This window comes from Thalassotalea litorea (assembly GCF_005843925.1).
GTDB lineage: Bacteria > Pseudomonadota > Gammaproteobacteria > Enterobacterales > Alteromonadaceae > Thalassotalea_A > Thalassotalea_A litorea_A.
Genome location: NZ_VCBC01000002.1, coordinates 334,820 through 350,950, shown reverse-complemented (window position 1 = coordinate 350,950; position 16,131 = coordinate 334,820). Strand labels below are relative to the sequence as shown.

The following is a 16,131-nucleotide window of genomic DNA, read 5'->3' as shown; positions in this document are numbered from 1 at the left end:
TCAGAAGTGAAACGCAATTGCGCCGATGGTAGTGTGGGAGTTCCCATGTGAGAGTAGGTCATCGCTAGGCTTCAAATTCAGAAAAGCCCGCTCATTTGAGCGGGCTTTTCAACTTAAAACATAACGTTTCATTTTAAATGAGGTTTGAATCGAATTGGTTGATTCAGACATTATTCAAAATTAAACCAGTTTTTGTCTAGCGACAATAGCGTTGTGGAACCACCTGATCCCATGCCGAACTCAGAAGTGAAACGCAATTGCGCCGATGGTAGTGTGGGAGTTCCCATGTGAGAGTAGGTCATCGCTAGGCTCCTAATTCAGAAAAGCCCGCTCATTTGAGCGGGCTTTTTGCGTTTGAGGGAAGCTAGCGCAGATGGAGAAAATACTCCCTGCGTCGCATTTTGGGTGCAGTCTACCGAGGAGGGAGTAAACGCTCTCACCGTCGCGTTTAGGTAGCTAATTCTTCGAAATGCTTTGTATTTCGACTCCACCAAAAATTGCTCCTCGATAACTGCTCCTCGATAACTGCTCCTGCGTTATTCTACCTGCATACATCCATATACTTGTGCGTTATTCTACCTGCATACATCCATGTATTTGTGCATTTTCGACATTCACTACATCCCTGTAGCTTTGCGACGTTTAACCATCCATGAAACGTCGCTTTACCGTCCATCCCTGGACATAATCGCTAGGCCGCGTAAATATTGAATATCAGTGGAAGAATCACAAATAAAGAAGCCCGTTCAGATGAGCGTGCTTTTTGCGTTTCAGGGAAGCGAGCGCAGATGGAGAAAATACTCCCTGCGTCGCATTTTGGGTGGAGTCTACCGAGGAGGGAGTAAACGCTCTCACCGTCGCGTTTAGGTAGCTAATTCTTCGAAATGCTTTGTATTTCGACTCCAACCTCGAATCGTATTTTGATTCGACTCCACCAAAATATTGCTCCTCGATAACTGCTCCTCGATAACTGCTCCTGCGTTATTCTACCTGCGCACATCCATATACTTGTGCGTTATTCTACCTGCATACATCCATGTATTTGTGCATTTTTAGCATATAGGTCATCCATGACCAAAACCATTGACGAATGTCGTCAACTCCACCTCATACCTAATTTTCGTTTACGCCAACCCCTGAACGACCACATATTTTTCGTACAGCTGGTCTTCGGTTTCGATGTGATTTGGATCGGTAATGATGCATTTGCTGATAGGGCATACCGATTGGCATGTTGGCTTGTCATAGTGGCCTTTACATTCTGTGCAAAGGTCAGGATTGATTTCAAAGATGGATTTGCCCATAGATATTGCATCATTTGGGCATTCCGGTACACACATATCACAATTGATACATTTTTTAGTAATTAACAACGCCATCGTTATTTACCTTGAGGATTACGGGTATCCTGACCATCGTTCAGGTTTCGCATTAGCAAAGCATATTGCAAATCTAAATCTGCAGGTACCGGAATATAAACGATATGGCCACTGCCTTTAGCGTCATCGATTGATTCTGCTTTTCGGTTTTCCATATGCTCCAGGGTAAATGTGACATTACCTTGAGGTGTCATCAATTCAAGCTTGTCGCCAACAATGAACTTGTTCTTAACTTCAAGTTCTGCCAAATCGCCACGGCGAATACCGGTAAACTCACCAACAAATTGTTGGCTGGTAGAAACCGAATAACCATAATCGTAATTCTGATAACTATCATGAGTATGACGTCGCAGGAAACCTTCCGTATAACCTCTATGCGCCAGGTTCTCTAAAGTGCCCATTAAATTTTGATCAAACGGTTTGCCAGCTACAGCATCGTCTATAGCCTTACGATAAACCTGAGCGGTGCGCGCACAGTAATAAAATGATTTAGTACGACCTTCTATTTTCAATGAATGTACGCCCATTTGAGTCAGGCGCTCAACATGTTGAACTGCGCGAAGATCTTTGGAGTTCATGATGTAAGTACCATGTTCATCTTCAAATGCCGCCATTTTATCTTCTGGACGATGGCTTTCTGAAAGCAGAACCATTTCATCAATAGGCTTACCTTTCCCAATAGCGACATCAGGACGCTGTTCTTGAACTTCCACAGACTGGGTTTGGTTAGGGTCAAATTCTTCAACGATTTGACCGACCTCGTCCTCTTTGCCTTTTTCGACCTTGTACTCCCAACGACAAGCATTGGTGCAGGTTCCCTGATTCGGGTCTCGCTTATTGATATATCCGGAAAGTAAGCAACGGCCAGAATAGGCCATGCATAGAGCACCATGAACAAAGACTTCCAATTCAGTTTCAGGGCAGTGTTCGCGAATTTCTGTAATTTCTTCTAATGAAAGTTCCCTGGAAACAATGACACGCTCAACGCCATTTGCGGCCCAGAATTTTACCGTTGCCCAGTTAACCGCATTGGCTTGTACCGATAAATGAATTGGCATTTGTGGAAATGTTTCCCGAACCATCATAATTAAGCCAGGATCAGACATAATCAGAGCATCGGGTTCCATATCAATAATCGGTCTGAGATCGTCGATAAAGGTTGTTAGTTTGGAGTTGTGAGGCTGAATATTACAAACAACGTATAATTTTTTACCAAGGGCGTGTGCTTCATCGATCCCTGTTTTCAGGTTTTCATGGTTAAACTCGTTGTTACGAACTCTCAGACTGTATCTTGGCTGTCCGGCATAAACGGCATCTGCGCCATAAGCAAACGCATAACGCATGTTCTTTAAGCTGCCAGCTGGGGACAATAATTCGGGTACAAAGGTGTTTTTGGTTGCCATCATCTCACTACTCTTTAAGTCGCATTTTTAGCGACTTAATTCTCTAATGGGTTTGATAAAAATTTATGGCTGAATTTTACGTGATAACGATAGATAACCCTAGTATTAATGTGGTCTTGTAACAAATTTCTAATAACCATATTCGGGCAGATGGAATTTACACTTTTTATTACTGGGAACTACCGAAGATAGCCATAAATCGTATGTAACAGACTGACTCCATGAGGATTAACTGGTTGTTGTTTAAAACCAAGGTTCAATGTTATATAGTCAGTTCTTGCTTGTGTTGTAAGAAAGAGATCTCAACAATGCTTAAAAAAGGACTTGTAACGGTAGTTTTGTTCGTCATTTCAGCTTGGTTCTTGTGGACGTGGTCTAACAACCGTCAATTAGAATCAGCCAATAGCTTAATCCCAAATACGTATATCAATACAGGAAATGCAAATGATGTAAATCAAACTGACTCGGACGATACGAAGAAAGAAGGTTTGCACCAATCAATGGAACTTCAGAACGAACGAGGAAGCTCATTTGAGATCGATGATGCAGAGCCGGATTTTTTAGATTGTCTCCCGGAATCAATGTATGGTCATGAGGATCGAAAAACTAAGTTTCAAAAATATATTGAAATTTATGAATCCAAGCGAATACTAGCGAGAGAAAAGCAGTTAACCTCCGCAAAACCACTTCATTATGCCCTTTTTGCAACACCACCTGAAAATAAAACAAGATTTGACTTGTTGATAGAGCATCACGTAAAACACCCTGGCAATCCAATTGTTTCTAACGATATCATCATTGCCTGTATTGGTTCTAAGGATACAAGGTGCAGAGAATCGCTGATTAGTGAATTATTGATATCAGACAGTAATAATGCGGCGCTATATTTTTCAGCAGTTTTATTTTTTCTTTCGAAAGGGGTAGATGAAGAAGCAATAGCTCATATCGAGCTAATGGAACAGGCATCTTTTTTTAACGAAAGGTTTGGAGAAAGGGTTTTGATTTACACTCAAGCTTTGAAAGGTGCTGAGGTAAGTGATTTTAGTCTAAACGTTTCAGATGGGCTTGTGTTCAATTTTCAAAATGTGCCATTGGTGAGCCCGATAATAAAATGGTGCAAAGCGAATTCGGATGATGTTATTCGTTCAGAAGCTTGCTTGGTTCTGGGGGATCAACTTTTTGATAGAAGTAAATCAACATTCAATAGGACGGTTGGTACGACTTTGCAGTCCATCGTATATGAGTCCAAAGGCAATTCGGAAGGATTGGCAACATCGGTTAAAAATCGAAATAGACTTCGGCAGGACAATATGAGTACAGCTCGTGACGAGTCTTTTATCATGCTGCACTTTGATGAAGGGCTAGCTCGAAAGTGGCTTGAATATATGGACATTTACGGAGAAATCCAATCCAAAACTCTCCTTAAAGATGAAGCGGATTTTCTCTATCAAACCGAAGGAAGAAATGCTGAGTGCAATTTCGTGCAAGAAGCTTTAGGGATTGCAGAATACATATCGCCATGAGTGTTGGATTGTTTAATTTGAATGTTCACAATGAAATCGCTTAATCAAGTAAGCGCTTCTTTTTCCCCAGCGATGGTAGATATCGGGTCCAGGGTGAAAGCCGTCACTGGCCATCGGAATATGTTTTTCGGCGATTTCTAAATTGAGCAGTTGGCACCTATGCTCTAATTCTACATCCTGAGTCAATATATCATTAAAGCGCTTAGCTCTGTCTCCCAGGTACCAGCGTAACGGGTTCGGTAACGCCGGAAATCGGTGCATTGGTGGGACCTTGGTTATGATCGCTTGTTTCGCATTAAATTTATCCTGAAGCAGGCTTCTTAACATTGCTTGCTGTTGTCTCCAGGTAGACAAGGTAACTGAGCTGGTAACGTCATTGACACCAAGGGAAGTAATTACTGTATCAAACGATTGGCTTGGCAGGGTCTCCAATACCGTCAACGTCTCTGCGGTAGTGGCACCCGATCGTGCAATGAGCTGATAACTTACTTCGAACGACTGCTTCAGATGCTCTAATGTTTGCCCTAACAGCGCAGTATCTTGTTGATGAGTGCCTACGCCGGCCGCGGCAGAGTCTCCAACAATCAATAGCTTCAGAGGTTTACCATGACCACCTACGCCGATACGAGGCCCGACAGGTTCTGGAAGCACGGGGGTTTGCCTGCGAACTTGTTTCCCTTGCAGCAGCAAGATAGGAAGTAACGCCAAACCTGAAAGATATCCATCCATCATTAAAACCCGTAACGCATGATTTAAAATTATACGAGCAAGTCAGGGAAAAGATCAGACTTGCATCAATAACCGTTATTTCGGAAACTCATCCATTATTTTCGACACGGCATAGTCAAGGCGCTCTTTGGTATCCATCACACTCTGATTTTCCTGAACCTCGCCTTCTGCGGCACCATACCAGATTGGTTGGCCGGTTTGCGCATCAAAAAATACAATGACCAAAGCCGCTTTGGGTACGTTAGACAAACTAGGTAACGTGCTATCTTTGGCGTTAATCTCTTCGATGTTGTCCATATCCACTCCGGCAACATAAGTCACCAGCATATCTGGGTTATAGGAGTCCTCGTTCATTTCTCGTGCGCGTAGTTCGCGATCGATATAGAACTTAACTTCTTTATCCGCATCAAACCCCGGTGGCTCCCACTGTCCTTGTTCATCAAATGCAACCACCGCAGAGCCCATCCAGGCGAACGTATCGTAGCCGATAAAATCTACTTTAGGATCGACATCAGACATGATCTCTATGTCATCATTGACGCTGGAACACGCTGATAAAGTTAGCACGACGACAGCGATTAATATTCTCAGGTTAGCCATAGGAATATACCTTTTGTTGTTTCTTGAGTTGATGTGTACGGCGGGATCACGAAATATTTTAAGTCTAGACCATGCAAAATATTTTTTCGGATTTTGTGTCAATAAGGCTTAGAGTCGCTCTGATGGTTAAAAACTTTGACGGCTTTGGATCACAACAAGAGAATTCACTAGGAGGTGGGATGAATGTTTTAAACATTCTCGGTACGCTATTGAACAAAAGTTCAGGCTCTTTGGTGAGCCTGAACTGGATAAATTTTAACTAAAGGATTCAACAATATCGGCAAATTTACAGCTGATTACCGTTACGTCTTTATAGCCAACCCGGGCCAGTTGCTCTGCCGCGAAGGTCGCTCTGCCGGAGGTGGCACAGTGCAAATAGATAGGCCTTGCAGGGTCTTTTTCTCGTTCGACCAACTGCATTTCCAGCACGCCTCTGGGGATATTTACGCTACCAGGGACTGCGTGTTTTTGGTGTTCAATAGGTTCTCGCACATCAATCAGGAGCGCATCTTTATTCGCCATTTCCTGTTGCGCTTGCGCCGCGCTAATTTTTCTTACGTTAGCACTGGCTTCTTTGACTAATTCCGGTATTGATTTCAGCATTCATTACTCCTTAAGGCCTGCTTTTTTTAATATCGTAATCATAGGGCACCATTTTGTAAATGCCGACTGAATTAAGTTTAGCGCAATAAATACGCTAAAAAACACCCAATTTGGGTGAACAAAATACGTTAGCGCAAGACTCACAAGGATCATCACCCCGGCAATCAACCTTAGTGCCTGATGCATGCTGAATTTTGACTTCGCTGTGACAGTATCGTTATTCATAATGACTCCAAATAGATGACTGGTTTATCGTTAGTATATTAGAGTTTGTTAAATTAGCAAGATCTAATATTAGTGTTTTCTAATTTAATGGTTTATACTTTTTGTAAAATTCCATTAGCGATGATTGATTAAACTTAATTATCACGGATTATTAATAGAGCTGGAGGGAAAGATGGATATGCAAGCAATGACCGGCAACGCGGAAAAAGCTGAGCAGTTATTAAAGCTATTAGCGAATAAAAATCGGTTAATGATTTTATGTCGATTAATGAATTCCGAGTGTTCAGTAACTGAACTGAATGAACAGGTTCCCTTGGCGCAATCGGCATTGTCTCAGCACTTAGCTGCACTAAGACAGGCAAACGTTGTTAAAACCCGGCGTGATGCGCAAACGATTTACTATGCAATCAGTGACGATAAAGCGGTAAAAATCATTGAACGCCTTTATGAAGTATTTTGTAAAAATGAAAACTAATTTAATTCGTGATTTTTGGGAGCACCGCCGATGAGCAATCATCCCATTGATGGCCTTGTTGCCCGCTCATTGCAGGGCAAGATCCCCCTGGTAATCTTTTTTCTTTCGTTACTGCTTGGTTTGCTTGCTTTAAAGATTACGCCAAGAGAAGAAGAGCCACAAATTGTCGTGCCGATGATAGATGTTCAGGTACTTGCACCTAATTTAACCGCAAACCAGGTTGAGCGTCAGGTGACGATCCCGCTTGAAAAACTATTGTCACAAATCTCCGGTGTTGAACATATCTATTCCACCTCTTTAGATGGCCAGTTAGTGGTGACATTACGTTTTCACGTCGGACAAGAAAGACAAAAGGCGATAGTAAATACTTACAATAAGTTGTATTCGAATCAGGATAAACTGCCCTCAGTCGTACACCGATGGCAGGTAAAACCTCAGGAAGTTGATGATGTTCCCATCGTTATGCTGGGACTATACAGTACCAAACCTGAATTATATGATGACTATCAATTGCGTCGTTTTGCTCAGGAAATCTCTACATTTTTACAGCGCATCGATGATACCAGTGAAATTCAGGTCGTTGGTGGCCGTCAACGCGCACTGCAAATTGATTTGGATATCCAGGCGCTTGCCGCACGGCAGACCAGTGTTCTTGATGTCATAAACGCGCTGGATATATCTAACCAGTTAACGCGTCACGGGTCTTTGACGCTAGCGCAAAACCAAGTAATGATTGAGTCAGGCGATGTGTTTCGTAACGTTATCCAGATTGAAAATATGGTAGTTAACGTAATAAACGGCAAGCCTGTCCTATTAAAGGATGTCGCATCGGTTGTTGACGGGCCGCAAGAGTTAAAAAACTATCAGTGGCTGGAATTGGCGGCGAGTCACAAAACGCAAGACTCGGCCAATAATTCTAAGGTTGCGTCGAAAGGCTTAAATTATCCACAACAGTTTCCCTTAGTCACCATCAGTGTTGCCAAACAAAAAGGCAGTAATGCGGTGGCAGTAAGCACCAATGTTCTTGCCGCCATGGAAGAGATTAAAGAATCTATCTTACCATCTGAGGTTGAGCTAAAACTGCTTCGTGATTATGGTCAAACTGCCAATGACAAAGTCAATAATCTAACGTCTTCTTTGGCGTTTGCAATATTCACCGTGGTGATTTTTATCGGCGTGTTCCTTGGTTGGCGACCTGCAATCGTGGTCGGCTTAGCGGTGCCTGTGTGCTATGGCCTCACCCTGATCCTCGATTATATGTTCGGTTATACCATTAATCGAGTAACGCTGTTCGCATTGATTCTTTCTCTTGGGTTGCTCGTGGACGATCCTATTACCGGTATCGATAACATTGAACGCACGCTGCGACAAAAAGGTCGTAATGCCCAGGACAGTATTGTTGCAGCAATGCAGGAAATTCGCCCGGCGTTATTGATGTCGACACTCACCATCATCCTGGCGTTTATTCCATTAGCATTTATTACCGGCATGATGGGGCCGTATATGGCACCGATGGCATTTAATGTGCCGGTGTCTGTGATGATCTCAACCTTAGTTGCATTTCTGGTCACTCCCTGGCTTGCATCAAAACTTCTGAGAACATCAACCCCTTCCTCTGCCCACAAAGAGCCACAAAACCCTAGCATATATCGGAAGGTTTTAACGCCAATTCTTGCCAGTCGTAATCGTATAAAGTTGTCGTTAATCCTTGTTGTAATCCTGTTTTTAGCGTCTGCAGCCTTACCTGTATTCCGGGCAGTACCGCTGAAATTACTTCCTTTTGACAATAAAAATGAGATCCAGGTATTGCTCGATATGCCAGAAGGCACTTCACTTGAGCAAACCGCGTCGATGGCCGGGAAAGTCGCAAAACTTGCCCACAAACTGCCAGAAATTGAAGCGCTTGCCGTGTATATCGGAGAATCGTCGCCTATTGATTTTAACGGTCTGGTACGGGGATATTATCAGCGTCAGGGGCATCATCTAGGCGATATCCGTGTTTTGTTAGTGGATAAAAATCAGCGTCAGCATCAATCTCATGGCGTTGTCCTACGGTTGCGAAAGCTGTTGCAACCATTGCAAACTGCCGATATCTCGATAAAGGTCGTGGAAGTTCCACCGGGACCGCCGGTAATGAGCACGCTGGTGGCAGAAATTTATGCCGATCCCCTGGTGGATGCCAACGCGCATTTCCAGGCCGCTGAACAATTGCGCAATCGTCTGCAACAAGAGGCACATGTGGTTGAAGTCGATACAAGTATGACCGCCAACCAACCGGTGCAGCGATTCATTGTTGATAAACAAAAAGCGGCATTGTCTGGAATTTCTACTCAGGAAGTGAACCGGGCACTGACCATCGCCGTTGACGGGGAAAATGTGGGTGTTTACCAGCGACCTTATGATGCAGAGCCAACACCGATCACAGTTAAACTCCCCTACGAATCGCGCCAGGATCTAACCCATGTTTTGGCATTGCAGCTAAAAGGTCGAATGGGAATTGCCCAACAAAATCAAGGACTCGGGCTAGAGAACGCACCACAACCCATTGTTCCGATTGCGGAACTAGGGCGTTGGCAAAGTACTGTGGTTTCCCAGCCAATTATGCGCAAAGATTTACAGTCGGTTATTTACGTGACGGCGGAAATCTCTGGGCGCACTCCGGCGGATGTTATCGCCGACGTTAGCGCGGATTATAATCAACCATCGTCTTCGATGGCGCCATGGCAGCAACGGACTTTTCTAAATTCGGGCGCTGGTATCGGCTGGAGTTTACCCGAAGGAACCAGTTATTCGTTTTCTGGCGAAGGTGAATGGCGGATCACCATCGATGTATTTCGAGATATGGGGATCGCATTTGCGTTCGCTTTAACCGGAATTTTCATCGTCCTTAAATGGCAAACCAGTAGCACCGCCTTATCATTGATTATTATGTCAGCCATACCATTAACCATTATCGGAATTATGCCCGGCTTTTTATTCATGAACCTGATTGGCGAAAGGCAGATAGCGGGCGCACCAGAACCTGTGTTGTTTACCGCAACGGCAATGATAGGAATGATTGCATTAGCGGGGATCGTTGTACGCAATTCTTTAATCCTAGTGGAATTTATTTCCCATGCTCGAAGTGCAGGCGCGAATATAAAAGAGGCGATACTTAAAGCCGGTGAAGTACGAATGCGACCAGTACTTTTAACTGCCGGTACCACCTTATTAGGTAACCTTATTATTACTTTAGACCCGGTTTTTAATGGCCTGGCTTTGGCCATTATTTTCGGGATTGTCGCATCCACTTTATTTTCACTACTGGTAGTCCCGATGGTCTATTTCCTGGTGTTTGACACAAACCCTATTGCAAAAGGTAGTTCCGTAAATGAATCGTAATCTAATGAAAAAAATTGTGGCGCCATTATTGGCGATTGGTGCTTTACTACTGGCGATAGCCTGGTTAGCAGGAACGTTTAACGATCAGGTTGCCCCGGATGAATTAACGCCACCGGCCCAGACCTATCGTTCACCTTATCAAGTAAAGTTGCAACAATTGGACGACTTTGAAACATTTCCGGCCGCATTACAGGCTCGGGATGCTACCTTGGTATCCAGTCGTATTTTGTCGAGAATTGAAACCATCAATGTTCGAGCCGGACAACGGATCGAAAAAGGGGATGTGCTCATTACGCTTAATAGCAGTGACTTGGATGCCAGAGTTTCACAGGCCAAATCACAGATAAGCGCCGTTAAAGCGAGGGCGGATGAAGCTTCTCGGAACCTCAAACGAGTACAACAACTGCAGCAAAAGGGGCTGGTATCAAAAAGTGAACTGGATAATGCCAGCGCCAATGCAAGACAAACCACGGCTCAATTGCAAGGCGCGCAACAGGCATTACAGGAAGCTCAATCCGCACTGTCTTATGCCACGATTAAATCGCCCATTTCCGGACGAGTGGTCGATCGTATCGCTGAGCCAGGTGATATGGCGACGCCAGGGCAGACATTATTGAGTCTCTATAATCCCTCGAGTCTGCAGGTGGTTGCCAACATTCGCGAATCGGTGGCTCTTGGCTTATCTATTGGCAATCAGGTTCAAGTGACAATCGACAGTTTACAGCAAACGCTCAACGGGACTGTCGGGGAGATTGTTCCCGCGGCGGATGCCAATGCCAGAAGTTTTGAAGTGAAAACGGACATTGAATTCAATCCTCAGTTGTTGCCGGGTTTGTTTGCGCGAGTATTAGTCAATACCGGTAAGATTGATAAATTATTAATTGAAAAAGACTACCTGCGCCGATTTGGTCAAATGGATATGGTTTGGGTCGCAAATAATGATCAATTAACTCGTCGCTACGTACGAATAGGAAGAACGATTGGCGATCACGTTGAAGTGATTTCAGGGCTTAGTTCGGGAGAGACCATCGTGCTTCCTGATGCCAAACCCTAGCAAGCGACTTGTGCACGAATTTCGAACGGCAGCGAAACTAAATTCGATGTAAATCAGGAGGAGTTGTATCCTCCTGTCAGCCTTATCGTTTATCAGACTTGGCCTTGATTTACTTATTTAAAATCTCGGATTTTCAACGGTAGAACAGCGACTTCCATTTTCGTTGTAAATATTTGCGAATAAACGTCGCAATCGGTACTACTTGTGAAATATTGATGCTAGTATCAAATTGAACCAAGAATAATTTCAGACCCACACTGTTAATGAATATTTTTATCATGCGTCACGGTGAAGCCGAGCTTCAATCTGACAGCGACATGAGCCGCCAATTAACCCAGTTAGGTGCCCTTGAAACACAGGTGATGGCACGCTGGCTTGAGAAAAAGCAAGTAAGTCTGGATGCGATTTTAGTCAGTCCATATACCCGCACCCAACAAACCGCAGCATTAATGAATGAGAGATTTGGTGGAACACTCGCGGTGCAAACCTTGTCATTATTCACTCCCTCAGGATCCGCCAGTGATTGTCATGATTACCTCGATGGTACGTTGAATTTAGAGCGCTGGAAAAATATCCTAATTGTGTCGCATATGCCATTGGTGAGTTATTTGACCGCACAACTGAGTATTGAGAAAAGTACGCCAGTATTTGTAACCGCTGCAATCGCACATATTGACTATGATATGGAGCAAATGACCGGGCATTATCAAGGGATCTATACGCCTGACGACTTTTGTTGAGTTGATTTAGCTGAGTTGATTTAGCTGAGTTGTAGCAAATGTTGCTGATGCTATTTACAAAATGGATCATCGGGTAAATCAAGCAATATCAGTAACGCTCCCATACCACCCCATTCCAGTGGCGCCTGATGAAAGGCGAGTACATCAGGGTGTTGAACCAACCAGTGCGGTACTTTGGTTTTCAGTACGCGATTACCGATACCGTGAATAATACAGGCACATTTAACGTGTTGTTTGATACAACTTGCTAATAAAGCTGCAATTTCTTGCTTTGACTCTTGTTGTTTGAGGCCATGCAGGTCTAAAATAAGCTCCGGAGCATATTCTCCGCGACGCAATAGCTTGGCTTCAAAGCTGTCGGCATCTTCCCGAACATATTTCATCGGTCCTGTGCTGGGTAGTTGGGGCTCATATTCATCCGAAAAATGAAATTGTTGTTTTTCAAATGTTAAGCGATGGCTTTGTTGTTTTTTTTGCGATTGTGTCGGTTTTTTTAAGTTAACCTTGTCTTGCGACATGGGTTTTACCGAACCCATCGCTTGTTCAAAAAGCTCTTTTTCCTGCCGGTCTAGGGGTGTTTTAGATTTCATTTTGCTAGTTTAATGGATGCAAGGCATCAAGAAAATAGCTGGCGAGAATTTTGGGTGATAATTATCTTAGTTGCAGTCGTCCAATGCTGGAGTAATTCGTGTTAGAAATTAAAGTTAATGAAGTCGTTGAAGACTTACAAACCATTCAGGATATGTTGCGCTGGAGTGTCAGCCGCTTTAATGAAGTCGATTTGTTTTACGGTCATGGAACCGATAATCCCTGGGATGAAGCATTTTCGTTAATTTGTTTTGCTCTGAACTTGCCGCCACTCAATGAAGACTCTCTACTAACATCGCGACTGACCCGCAGCGAAAAGCTCGCGATCATTGAACTGATTTTACGACGTGCCGACGAGCGGATCCCTGCCGCGTATATTACCAATCAGGCATATTTTTCCGGCTTACCTTTTTATATTGATGAACGCGTGCTCGTGCCACGTTCACCTATTGCTGAGCTGATTCAACAACGCTTTGCCCAGCAAATAGAAAACCCCCCGACTCAGATCTTAGATTTGTGTACCGGCAGTGGTTGTATCGCCATCGCCTGTGCTTACCAATTTCCAGAAGCGATGGTCGATGCTATCGACTTATCGGCTGACGCTTTGGACGTTGCTGCAATTAATGTTGAAAATCATCAGCTTGAATATCAGGTCAACCTGATCCAGTCCGATTTGTTTACGTCAGTGGCCGGGAAACGATATGATTTAATTGTCACCAACCCTCCTTATGTGGACGCCGAAGATATCTCGGATATGCCTGAGGAGTTTCACCATGAACCGGAAATGGGGTTGGGCTGCGGCCATGATGGTCTTGATTTGGTGAGAAAAATATTGGCGCAAAGTGGCAACTATTTAAATGACGATGGCGTACTCATTTGCGAAGTAGGAAATTCAATGGTTCATGTGATCGCAGAATATCCACAACTTCCTTTGCGATGGCTGGAGTTTGAACAGGGCGGTCTTGGGGTGTTTGCAATAACGAAAGCACAATTAGAACAATTTAAGGATATTTTGGACAGTAAGGTAGTAGGGTAATTATGGCGGGAAATTCGATAGGACAATTATTCAAAGTCACCACGTTTGGTGAAAGTCATGGCCTGGCGCTAGGAGCAATTATTGATGGATGTCCTCCAGGACTGGAACTTACAGAAGAAGATTTACAGCGGGATCTCGATCGCCGTAAACCTGGCACCTCTCGATATACAACGGCAAGACGAGAAGCGGATCAAGTCAAGATCCTTTCCGGTGTATTTGAAGGCAAAACCACGGGTACGCCGATTGGCTTGATCATTGAAAATACCGATCAGCGTTCGAAAGATTATGGCGATATCGCACAAAGTTTTCGCCCGGGACATGCCGATTACACCTATTGGCAAAAGTATGGCATTCGTGATTACCGCGGTGGCGGGCGCTCATCCGCTCGAGAAACTGCGATGCGAGTGGCAGCCGGTAGTATCGCTAAAAAATATTTGGCGCAGAAATTCGGTATGGAAATCCGTGCCTGTGTCAGTCAAATCGGCGATATTAAAGCCGAGCAATATGACTGGCAACAGGTAGAACAAAATCCATTCTTTTTCCCAGACGTTGCGAAACTTGATGCTTTGGATGAATTAATTCGAGGCATTTTGCGGGAAAAAGATTCCATCGGTGCAGCCGTAAAAGTGGTAGCGTCGGGCATGCCAGTAGGCTTAGGCGAGCCAGTGTTTGATCGTCTGGACGCGGATCTAGCCCATAGTTTAATGAGCATCAATGCCGTAAAGGGGATTGAAATAGGCTCCGGCTTTGAGGTCGTAAACCAACGGGGCAGTGAGCACCGTGATGAGCTGACACCCGATGGATTTCTATCAAATCAAGCTGGTGGCGTACTGGGAGGGATTTCTTCCGGTCAGGATCTTGTAGCTAACATTGCCCTAAAGCCTACCTCGAGTATCGGCGTTTCGGGAAAAACCATCGACATTGATGGGAACCCGACAGAAATTATTACCCGTGGCAGACATGACCCCTGTGTTGGGATCCGGGCTGTACCCATCGCCGAAGCCATGATGGCTATTACCGTCATGGACCACCTATTAAGGCATCGTGCGCAAAATATGGATGTTAACTGCCCAACGCCAGTCATTGAATAGTTCGCGAAATTCTGGCATTTGATCATGGCGTTATCAAATAAAACGTATGCCACCCTCAGCGGTGGCTTTTTTTGTTATTTCGCATTGATCGGCGTATTTATGCCTTTTGCTTCGTTATATCTGGATGCAAAGGGTTTTAATGCGTTGCAAATAGGCGAAATACTTGCGGTAGTCGCTGCCACCAAAATTATTGGCCCCGGACTATGGGCCCATCTAGCCGACAGCTCCGGGCGACTTTCGCGTTTTATTGTTTTTGGTTGCCTGTTAACGATTGCGACATTGAGCCTAGTCTTTGTCAGCCATGGTTTTTGGCCGGTTTTATTGTCAATGTCACTGTTTATGCTGTTTTTTAATGGTATATTGCCGCAACTGGAAGTGTTAACGCTCCGCTCTTTAACCTCACAAAGCCCAGCGTATTCGCGGATCCGTCTTTGGGGTAGCCTTGGTTTTATTGTTGCGACATTGGTCGGCGGCGAAGTACTGTCCGCCACATCTGCCCTATATTTCCCTCATTTGGCCATGGTTTGGATAATTTTTCTTACTCTGGTTTCTCTGACTAATCAAGATCCCATTATTAATTTCAGTAAGGCCGACGCAACAGTGTCGGTCTCAGTTTTCACGCGCTTTATGCATCCAGGGTTTATTTGTTTTTTGATCTCGGGATTATTGATGCAAATTAGCTTTGGTCCATTTTATAACTTCTTTGCCTTGTACTTGCGAGATGCCGGTTTTGCCACCAGCGATGTTGGTCTTTTTATGGGCGTTGCCATCGTGGTCGAAGTATTGATGTTTTATGCTGCCCATGTGTTTTTCAAAGCCTGGTCCTTAAATCGTATTTTTGCGCTGTGCTTTTTAATCACAGCATTGCGCTGGTTACTAACGGGTTTATTTGCAAGCAACCCCTGGGTATTGGCACTTGCGATGAGCATGCATGCCGTGAGCTTTGCGTTATACCATTGTGCCTGTATGGCATTTTTTCAAAACTATTTTAGCCCCACTCAACAAAATAGAGCGCAAGCAATCTATAACGGGTTGTTTTACGGGGTAGGTGGAGCAATTGGCGCGATATTGACTGGCTGGCTATGGGAACGTTCAGGATCGGGGCAAAGCAGCTTCTTATTTGCCGCTGGGGCTTGCATTATAGGGTTATTGTTTGTTGTTTTTACCCCTAAGCTAATTTCCCAAAGCGAGGGGGAAATGGTACCTGGTGAGCCGCGCAACCCTTGAATCAATCGAACTTGGTATTGAACACCAATAAAAAGGCACCGCCTGAGCGATGCCTTGATTTTTATCAATAACCTGAT

15 protein-coding genes and 1 rRNA gene are annotated in these 16,131 nt (G+C 44.3%); 9 read left to right on the top strand and 7 right to left on the bottom strand.

Annotated elements, in window-relative coordinates:
* Positions 1-195 precede the first annotated feature (195 nt).
* Positions 196-310 (top strand): 5S ribosomal RNA (gene rrf / locus FE810_RS01955).
* 814 nt (positions 311-1,124) lie between these two features.
* On the opposite strand, the gene FE810_RS01950 is transcribed toward rrf, so the two are convergent.
* Both FE810_RS01950 and trhP read right to left on the bottom strand, forming a co-directional pair.
* Positions 1,125-1,379, bottom strand: coding sequence for a YfhL family 4Fe-4S dicluster ferredoxin (locus FE810_RS01950; RefSeq protein ID WP_138318336.1), 255 nt, complete (start codon positions 1,377-1,379; stop codon positions 1,125-1,127).
* 2 nt (positions 1,380-1,381) lie between these two features.
* Entirely contained in the window at positions 1,382-2,785 is a 1,404-nt protein-coding gene (trhP, locus tag FE810_RS01945; RefSeq protein WP_370738910.1) for a prephenate-dependent tRNA uridine(34) hydroxylase TrhP, read from the bottom strand.
* 305 nt (positions 2,786-3,090) lie between these two features.
* On the opposite strand from trhP, the gene FE810_RS01940 reads away from it, so the two are divergent.
* Positions 3,091-4,305, top strand: a complete 1,215-nt coding sequence (locus FE810_RS01940) for a hypothetical protein (protein ID WP_138318335.1) — start codon at positions 3,091-3,093, stop codon at positions 4,303-4,305.
* Positions 4,306-4,317: 12 nt separating this feature from the next.
* On the opposite strand, the gene FE810_RS01935 is transcribed toward FE810_RS01940, so the two are convergent.
* From FE810_RS01935 to FE810_RS01920, 4 genes are all read right to left on the bottom strand, one after another.
* On the bottom strand, positions 4,318-5,037 hold the full coding sequence (locus FE810_RS01935) for an SGNH/GDSL hydrolase family protein (protein WP_212744442.1): 720 nt from the start codon (positions 5,035-5,037) through the stop codon (positions 4,318-4,320).
* A gap of 72 nt (positions 5,038-5,109) precedes the next feature.
* A complete protein-coding gene (locus tag FE810_RS01930) occupies positions 5,110-5,634 on the bottom strand; it encodes a DUF4136 domain-containing protein (RefSeq protein ID WP_138318334.1) in 525 nt (174 codons plus the stop codon).
* Between the two features lie 255 nt (positions 5,635-5,889).
* Positions 5,890-6,237, bottom strand: coding sequence for a rhodanese-like domain-containing protein (locus tag FE810_RS01925; RefSeq protein ID WP_138318333.1), 348 nt, complete (start codon positions 6,235-6,237; stop codon positions 5,890-5,892).
* Between the two features lie 3 nt (positions 6,238-6,240).
* Positions 6,241-6,462, bottom strand: a complete 222-nt coding sequence (locus FE810_RS01920) for a YgaP family membrane protein (RefSeq protein WP_246036840.1) — start codon at positions 6,460-6,462, stop codon at positions 6,241-6,243.
* A gap of 172 nt (positions 6,463-6,634) precedes the next feature.
* Here FE810_RS01920 and FE810_RS01915 point away from each other — a divergent pair, with 172 nt between their 5' ends.
* The 4 genes from FE810_RS01915 to sixA all read left to right on the top strand — a co-directional run bounded on the left by FE810_RS01915 (position 6,635) and on the right by sixA (position 12,112).
* Entirely contained in the window at positions 6,635-6,937 is a 303-nt protein-coding gene (locus tag FE810_RS01915; RefSeq protein WP_138318332.1) for an ArsR/SmtB family transcription factor, read from the top strand.
* Positions 6,938-6,967: 30 nt separating this feature from the next.
* Entirely contained in the window at positions 6,968-10,318 is a 3,351-nt protein-coding gene (locus FE810_RS01910) for an efflux RND transporter permease subunit (RefSeq protein WP_138318331.1), read from the top strand.
* A complete protein-coding gene (locus tag FE810_RS01905) occupies positions 10,308-11,372 on the top strand; it encodes an efflux RND transporter periplasmic adaptor subunit (protein WP_138318330.1) in 1,065 nt (354 codons plus the stop codon). Before FE810_RS01910 ends, FE810_RS01905 begins: the two co-directional genes overlap by 11 nt.
* 263 nt (positions 11,373-11,635) lie before the next feature.
* The gene (gene sixA, locus FE810_RS01900) at positions 11,636-12,112 is read left to right on the top strand and encodes a phosphohistidine phosphatase SixA (protein WP_138318329.1); all 477 of its coding nucleotides are present in this window, start codon (positions 11,636-11,638) and stop codon (positions 12,110-12,112) included.
* 50 nt (positions 12,113-12,162) lie between these two features.
* On the opposite strand, the gene smrB is transcribed toward sixA, so the two are convergent.
* Positions 12,163-12,702 (bottom strand): endonuclease SmrB, encoded by a 540-nt coding sequence (gene smrB / locus FE810_RS01895; protein WP_138318328.1) that lies wholly within the window; start codon positions 12,700-12,702, stop codon positions 12,163-12,165.
* A gap of 98 nt (positions 12,703-12,800) precedes the next feature.
* Between smrB and prmB the strand changes: the two genes are divergently transcribed.
* Genes prmB through FE810_RS01880 form a run of 3 tightly spaced genes read left to right on the top strand, consistent with a single transcriptional unit; the run spans position 12,801 to position 16,054 of the window.
* Complete coding sequence (gene prmB / locus FE810_RS01890; RefSeq protein WP_138318327.1) at positions 12,801-13,736, top strand: 50S ribosomal protein L3 N(5)-glutamine methyltransferase; 936 nt, start codon at positions 12,801-12,803, stop codon at positions 13,734-13,736.
* A 2-nt stretch (positions 13,737-13,738) separates the two neighbouring features.
* Positions 13,739-14,827 carry a chorismate synthase gene (gene aroC / locus FE810_RS01885; RefSeq protein WP_138318326.1) on the top strand — a complete coding sequence of 363 codons (1,089 nt, stop codon included), beginning with the start codon at positions 13,739-13,741 and terminating at the stop codon, positions 14,825-14,827.
* Positions 14,828-14,851: 24 nt separating this feature from the next.
* Entirely contained in the window at positions 14,852-16,054 is a 1,203-nt protein-coding gene (locus tag FE810_RS01880; protein WP_138318325.1) for an MFS transporter, read from the top strand.
* The last annotated feature ends 77 nt before the right edge of the window (positions 16,055-16,131 follow it).

Bases quoted from the DNA above. Each gene is read 5' to 3' on its own strand.
- FE810_RS01930 (WP_138318334.1), bottom strand. From the start codon at position 5,634: ATGGCTAACCTGAGAATATTAATCGCTGTCGTCGTGCTAACTTTATCA.
- FE810_RS01910 (WP_138318331.1), top strand. From the start codon at position 6,968: ATGAGCAATCATCCCATTGATGGCCTTGTTGCCCGCTCATTGCAGGGC.
- FE810_RS01920 (WP_246036840.1), bottom strand. From the start codon at position 6,462: ATGAATAACGATACTGTCACAGCGAAGTCAAAATTCAGCATGCATCAG.
- FE810_RS01935 (WP_212744442.1), bottom strand. From the start codon at position 5,037: ATGATGGATGGATATCTTTCAGGTTTGGCGTTACTTCCTATCTTGCTG.
- aroC (WP_138318326.1), top strand. From the start codon at position 13,739: ATGGCGGGAAATTCGATAGGACAATTATTCAAAGTCACCACGTTTGGT.
- FE810_RS01880 (WP_138318325.1), top strand. From the start codon at position 14,852: ATGGCGTTATCAAATAAAACGTATGCCACCCTCAGCGGTGGCTTTTTT.
- FE810_RS01925 (WP_138318333.1), bottom strand. From the start codon at position 6,237: ATGCTGAAATCAATACCGGAATTAGTCAAAGAAGCCAGTGCTAACGTA.
- FE810_RS01940 (WP_138318335.1), top strand. From the start codon at position 3,091: ATGCTTAAAAAAGGACTTGTAACGGTAGTTTTGTTCGTCATTTCAGCT.
- FE810_RS01915 (WP_138318332.1), top strand. From the start codon at position 6,635: ATGGATATGCAAGCAATGACCGGCAACGCGGAAAAAGCTGAGCAGTTA.
- smrB (WP_138318328.1), bottom strand. From the start codon at position 12,702: ATGAAATCTAAAACACCCCTAGACCGGCAGGAAAAAGAGCTTTTTGAA.
- trhP (WP_370738910.1), bottom strand. From the start codon at position 2,785: ATGATGGCAACCAAAAACACCTTTGTACCCGAATTATTGTCCCCAGCT.
- FE810_RS01950 (WP_138318336.1), bottom strand. From the start codon at position 1,379: ATGGCGTTGTTAATTACTAAAAAATGTATCAATTGTGATATGTGTGTA.
- FE810_RS01905 (WP_138318330.1), top strand. From the start codon at position 10,308: ATGAATCGTAATCTAATGAAAAAAATTGTGGCGCCATTATTGGCGATT.
- sixA (WP_138318329.1), top strand. From the start codon at position 11,636: ATGAATATTTTTATCATGCGTCACGGTGAAGCCGAGCTTCAATCTGAC.